At 40.6% G+C, this 7,465-nt stretch carries 2 protein-coding genes; one reads left to right on the plus strand and one right to left on the minus strand.

Annotated elements, in window-relative coordinates; all coding sequences use genetic code 11:
• Positions 1 to 2,933: methylmalonyl-CoA mutase family protein (locus K1X56_14405; protein MBX7095910.1), on the minus strand; the 2,933-nt coding region annotated here is incomplete at its 3' end.
• 747 nt (positions 2,934 to 3,680) lie between these two features.
• Between K1X56_14405 and K1X56_14410 the strand changes: the two genes are divergently transcribed.
• Positions 3,681 to 7,465, plus strand: a 3,785-nt coding sequence (locus K1X56_14410) for an HYR domain-containing protein (GenBank protein MBX7095911.1), incomplete at its 3' end; no start/stop codon positions are given.

The following is a 7,465-nucleotide window of genomic DNA, read 5'->3' on the forward strand; positions in this document are numbered from 1 at the left end:
GTTAGTTCTTCAATGATGAAAGATCCCTGAATCGGATTTTCATTTTTCGCCAAACCGAGTTCTCTGTTAATGATTAACTGAATCGCCATGGCACGGCGAACTGATTCTTCGGTTGGTGTTGTAATCGCTTCATCGTATGCATTGGTGTGAAGTGAATTACAGTTATCGTAAATCGCATACAAAGCCTGCAGTGTGGTTCGGATATCATTGAAATCGATTTCCTGTGCATGCAGCGAACGTCCTGAAGTTTGAATATGGTATTTCAACATCTGCGAACGTGCATCTGCACCGTATTTCTCTTTCATCGCCTTCGCCCAAATTCTGCGCGCTACTCTTCCGATAACCGCATATTCCGGATCAATTCCATTACTAAAGAAGAATGAAAGATTCGGACCGAATTCGTTAATGTCCATTCCTCTGCTGAGGTAATATTCCACATAGGTAAATCCATTGGCTAAAGTAAATGCCAATTGCGTAATTGGATTCGCTCCTGCTTCTGCGATGTGATATCCGGAGATGGATACGGAATAAAAATTTCTGACTTTTTTCTGAATGAAATATTCCTGCACATCGCCCATTAACCGCAATGCAAATTCCGTTGAGAAAATACAGGTATTCTGAGCCTGATCTTCTTTTAAAATATCTGCCTGCACCGTTCCACGCACCTGCATGAGTGTTTCGGTCTTGATTTTTTGATAAACATCCGCAGGTAAAACCATATCGCCGGTCACACCCAGAAGCATCAGTCCTAATCCATCGTTTCCTTCAGGAAGTGGTGCATTGTATTTGGGACGAGGAACTCCGCGTTCTTTGTAAATGGCTTCAATTTTTTTCTCAACTTCTTTTTCGAGTCCGTTGGCCTTGATGTATTTTTCACATTGTTGATCAATAGCTGTATTCATGAAAAACCCAAGTAACATTGGAGCCGGACCGTTGATGGTCATGGACACCGATGTCTTTGGATCTGCCAAATCAAATCCGCTGTATAATTTTTTTGCATCATCCAAACAGCAGATCGATACACCGGAGTTTCCGATTTTACCGTAGATATCGGGACGCAAATCAGGATCGTTACCATATAAGGTTACCGAATCGAATGCGGTTGACAAACGCTTAGCAGGCATTCCGAGTGATACATAGTGAAAACGTTTGTTGGTTCGTTCCGGACAACCCTCACCCGCAAACATTCGGGTAGGATCTTCACCTTCGCGTTTGAAAGGATAAATTCCTGCTGTATATGGAAAATCACCAGGTACATTTTCCTGAAGCACCCAACGCAAAATATCACCCCAGGAGCGATAGCGTGGTGTAGAAACTTTTGGAATCTGTGAATGCGATAAAGATTCAGTATGTGTTTTTATTTTGATTTGCTTATCGCGCACCTGGAACACATAAAATTCATCCTTATACATTTTTACTTTCTCGGGCCATTGACGAATCAATTCCCAATTGTGTGGATCAAGGTCTAATTTTAAACGATCAAACTGAGCACGCAATGTTTTGATGATATCTGCATCTTTACTTTCGTTGAAGGTACCGATGGTGGTTTCAAGTCCGTAAAGTTTATCGGCAATATCCACCTGTTTATTCACCCAGCTATCATATTTGCGATTGTTTTCAGAAATTTCTGAAAGGTAACGTGTACGCGCCGGTGGAATCACATAGATTTTTTCCGACATCTCCTGCGTAATGGCAAATTGTGATTTTAGAGGTGCATCTGTTTTCTCAACGATTTTGTCCATGATCGCCTTATAAAGACGATTGGTTCCCGGATCGTTGAATTGAGATGCGATAGTACCAAACACCGGTAATGTTTCATCATCGGCATCCCAGAGTTGGTGATTGCGTTTGTATTGTTTTTTTACATCGCGAATAGCATCCAGTGCTCCACGCTTATCGAATTTATTGATGGCAACAATATCTGCGAAATCGAGCATATCGATTTTTTCCAATTGTGTTGCTGCACCGAATTCGGGTGTCATGATGTACAAGGAAACATCTGAATGATCTAAAATTTCAGTATCGCTTTGTCCGATACCTGATGTTTCCAATATGATTAAATCGTAATTAGCTGCTTTCAATACATTCACCGCATCACCAACATATCTGCTCAATGCAAGGTTACTCTGACGCGTTGCCAATGAGCGCATATAAACACGGTCGTTGCGAATGGAATTCATCCGGATACGGTCGCCCAACAATGCTCCACCGGTTTTGCGTTTAGAAGGATCTACTGATACAATTCCAATGTGCTTATCGGGGAAATCGAGTAGAAAACGGCGGACGATTTCATCTACCATACTTGATTTTCCTGCACCACCTGTTCCGGTGATTCCCAATACCGGAGATTTAGATGTTTTTGCTTTTTCCGCTATGGCATCCAACATGGATCGCGAAGCTTCAGGAAAATTTTCTGCAGCAGAAATTAATCGCGCAATATTTTTTTTGTGTTTCGGATCGAGTTGTTTCACTTCACCATTCAGGTGATCGCCTATGGAATAATCACTTTTCTCCATCAGATCATTGATCATTCCCTGTAATCCAAGGGCGCGACCATCATCCGGGTGATAGATGCGGGTGATTCCGTAATGTTGCAACTCTTCAATTTCTGAAGGAAGAATGGTTCCGCCACCACCTCCGAAAATTTTAATGTTTTCTGCACCTTTTTCCTTGAGTAAATCGTGCATGTATTTAAAATACTCCACGTGTCCACCCTGGTAGCTGGTCAAAGCAATAGCATGTGCATCTTCCTCAATGGCACAATTCACCACTTCTTCTACCGATCGATCGTGACCAAGATGGATAACTTCAGCACCTGTACTTTGAATGATACGGCGCATGATATTAATTGCAGCATCGTGTCCATCAAACAATGAAGCCGCAGTTACAATTCTTACTTTATTCTTAGGTTGATATGGCTTTGCCTCTTGCATAAACAGGTAATTTGTAAAGGGGCATAAAAATAAGAAAAATGCCGCCGGAGAACAAGGGAAAAACAGGTTAAATTTTAACTGAAAATCAAGCTATTAAAATGACCTCCGGAATGCTGGAAATAAAAATTACAAACATTGCCAATAAGATCGTTTGCCATAAAATACAAATTCTCAAATTTTCTTTTTGGAATTTTTAAGAAAACTTATCTCTCTAAAATCAAGATTTATTTATTCAATAAATTTTGAATAAAAACAAACAAAACTCAATCTATGCTTGAAATCCATCACCACAACAGATGTTTCTACAATAGAAAATGGGGGCTATATTTTTAAACTCCTCCAAAACAACGAAGTGAAAAGTGTTAAACACTTTACAATTATTCGATAAGCGCTTATTATCAATTGAATAAAAATTTTAAAAGGCATTCTTCATCCAGAATGCCTTTTTTATTTGCAAACTACTTAACGTCAGGTAGTCCCCATAGTTTAATGACAGGAGTCATGTATTCCACAATTTTCCTTGACAATAATCACAGTTTACAGTGATGCCGCTCACAAAAAATGAATTGCTCTCCAAATAATTTTACACCATCAAAAAAAGTTGCGACATGAAAACATCTTTACGCTTAGCAATTCTGTTGCTGACATTATTAACCCGAAATCCAACTTGGGGTCAAACACCTGTTTATCCAAATCCTCTCAGTGGAATTTGCAGCACGAGTGTTCCCCACTTTGTAGTAAATCTAAATGGAGTTCCTGATTCTGTTTGGGTCTCACCAAACGTTACACGCCAAGCGACTTGCTGTGGCGGCCCCCGGAACAGGAAACTGGACTTTCGTTTCATTTAACATTACACTTGATCCTAATGTTGCGATGGTGGCTGTTGGTTTATCACCTTCAGATCCAGGTGGAGCATCTTCCGGATATTGGATTGATGCCTGTGGAACTTATTCAAGCAGAATTGAAGGTGGACAAGAAGTTTGTATTACAGGTCCTGGTCCCCACAACATCTGGTATGGTAAATCCGGTGGTAATGCCAACTCTGCCTATACCATTCGGCAAATCCCCAAACCAACTTTTCCGGTGGATGATTCTGTACGTGTAGGCTGTTCTTTACCCTTACATATTTATGGATTAAACAACATCACTATGACATCTCACAATAGTTTGTATGATTCATGGTTGAACTTAAGTAATCCATCTGATCCGATTTTCACTCCGGGATATGTTCCTCCTTCAGGTTATATTGATTTTGATATTTCCGGAAATCAGATTGCATCAACTTCGTGTGGAGTATATACAAGTTCTGCCACAGTGCGGATTTATATTTTTAATGCTTTAGTTCCATCGGTAAATCCAAATCCTGCTAACTTTTGTCAGGGTGGATCCGTTTCGCTAACTGCATCTGCAACTGGTGGTGTTTCTCCTTATACCTTTTCATGGTACAATAACGCCACTAATACGATTATAAGTTCTGCTTCATCAACACCTCCTATTAATACAGCTGGAACATATACCGTATATGTAAGTGATGTTTTAACCAGTGGAGGATGCTTGCCTGTAGGATTATCCAGATCTGTAACAGAAACACTGCAACCTACCATTAACGCCGGAACTGATGATACCGTTTGCGCAACAAGTCCAACCGCATTACTCAATGCAAGTATCACCAATGCGAGTGGCGTTGTTTGGACATCACCAGGCGGTGGAACATTTAGTCCTTCTTCAACTGCGCTTTCTCCCAGCTATACAGCATCGGCTACAGATCTAATGAATGGCTTTGTGGATTTAACCTGTACTGCAACAGGATGTGTAAATAATTCCGATGTAGTACGAATATATTTTGATGCAGGTCCTTCTGCTATCATTAACACACCAACATTAAATTGTAATAACAGCACTGGTATAGTGATCGTTTCACCAAGTGGTGGATTTGGTGCTACATCGTATTATTGGAGTAATGGAGCAACTGGCTCTTCGCAAACATTTGGAGCGGGAACGTATTCAGTGACCGTGGTTGATGCCTATGGATGCGGAGCAAATCATCCATTTACACTTACGTCTCCATCTGCTTTATCACTTGTGATGAGTAGCACAGACGAAACTGCACCATTAGCTGCTGATGGTACTGCAAGCGCGAGTCCTTCCGGAGGAACAACTCCATATTCCTATTTGTGGAATACAAGCGCAACATCTTCTTCCATTAGCGGATTAAGTTCAGCAGCATACACGGTTACTGTAACCGATGCAAATGGATGTTCTATTAGTGGAAGCACTGTTGTAAATCTTCCGATATGCACCGGATTTAATGCTTCTGCAAGTGGTACAGACGTAAGTTGTTTTGGAGGTAATGATGGTAGCGCAACCATTTCGTTTATCGGAGGTGCAGGATCATCAGGACCCTATTCGTATATCTGGCAAACTAGTCCTGTGCAAACCACAGTAACCGCTACGGGTTTAACTGCGGGAGTTTATGAAGTGATTGTTACTGACATCACCCTTGGGTGTAGAAGTGTAGCTACTGCAACAGTAAACCAACCTACTCAACTTTCGAATACGATGACGCATACAGACAATTCTGTCATTGGAGGAACAAGTGGAACAGCAACTGCCAATGTAAGTGGAGGTACTCCCGCCTATTCATATCTATGGAATAATGGTCAAACTTCTTCTATGGCATCCGGTTTAGCAGCAGGAACATATTCCGTTTCAATTACAGATGCCAATCTCTGTACGATTTCTGATAACGTAATTATCAATGAACCTCCATGTAATAATTTTCAGGCAGCCGTAAATACCAGTGGAGTTTTATGTTTTGGAGAATCGAATGGTAGTGCTACGGTTGTTGTTGCACACGGAACAGCACCATATCAATATTCATTAGATGGCGCAGCATTTATTCCTAATCCTTCAGGAACATTCACCGGATTAAATGGTGGTGCACATACCCTGAATATTATGGATGCATCCAATTGTGTTGTGACACAAAATTTCACGATCAATAATCCAAGTGCTTTATCAGTAGGATTAAGTCCAACCTCGATTACATGTTATGGATTATCAAATGGAACCATCGACTTATCAGTAAGTGGAGGAACAACTCCATACTCCTTCGAGTGGATTAACAACAATGGAAATATTACCATTGCACACACTGAAGATGTAATCGGATTAGCCGCATCAACGTATTCTGTTACAGTAACGGATGCAAATGGATGTTCTACTTCTGCAAGTGCCGGAATTACGATGCCATCTGCAATTAGTGTTACAAACATTACAACAGATTTAACATGTAATGGAACTAACGATGGTGCAATTGACGCAACTGTAAGTGGTGGTCAAAGTCCTTATACGTATGCATGGACATATCCTAATGGTGGATCTTCTACCAATGAAGATATTAGTTCATTAAGTCCTGGTCAATATTTACTCACTGTTACTGATGCCAACTTTTGTACACGTATTAATAGCGTGAATGCTTATGTGAATGAACCTGCTGTTGTAAATATTATTAATTACACCATAGATTGTCCTGCCCCTGGAAATACTTTTGCAGTGGTAACTGTCGACAGTATTTCCGGTGGAACAGATGGTCCTTATCAACTTTCATTTGATGGTGGCGCTTATTTGAGTTCAGGTACATATTCTACTTCTTTAAGTATAAATAGCACACATACCATTTCAGCCATGGATGGGAATGGATGTACAACTACATCGGCAAGTACTATTTCAATTGACCCTGCAGTTAGCATTAGTAATGTAAGTTTTAATCCATGCATTCCTTCCGGATCAAATAGCATTGCGGTTACTGTTACACCAACAGGTGGTGATGGAGGAAATTATCAGGTTAGTTCAGATAATGGAGCAACCTTTTCTGCATTGGGAGTTCATACATTAAATCTTCCTATTTCACAATCTTATCAAATTGTGGTGAGGGATTCTTCAGGTTGTAATTCTTTACCTTATAGTATTACCATACCCGGTGAATTGATTATTTCCGGAGTTGCAGATTCTGTTGCTTGTTTAAATGGAAATGACGGAAGCATTTTAGTATCGAGCGTGGGCGGAACACTTCCCTATAATATTTCCTGGACAGGACCTTCATCGGGAAATCCTGCAGGAAATGAAATCACCAGCATTGGAGGAACTTATTCAATCAATAACCTTTCTGCAGGTGTTTATACGATAACAACAACGGATGCAAATTCATGTACATCCTCTACAACGATCACCGTTGGAACAACTATTGATTTAATCAACCCAAGTATTTCATGTCCGGGAACAATCAGCACGAATAACCAAGGCGGATTGTGCTCTGCAGTTGTAAATTTTGGAACTCCGGTTGGAACTGATAACTGTCCGGGTGCAATTACTACACAACTTGCAGGATTAGCCTCCGGATCTACATTTCCTGTTGGAACAACCACAAATACATTTTTAGTGACAGATGCGCAAGGAAGAACTGCGACATGTAGTTTTGACGTTACCATCATTGATGCAGAATTGCCAGGCATTAGTTGTCCCGCCACTAT

The sequence above is a fragment of the Flavobacteriales bacterium genome (assembly GCA_019694795.1).
Lineage (GTDB): Bacteria > Bacteroidota > Bacteroidia > Flavobacteriales_D > UBA2798 > UBA2798.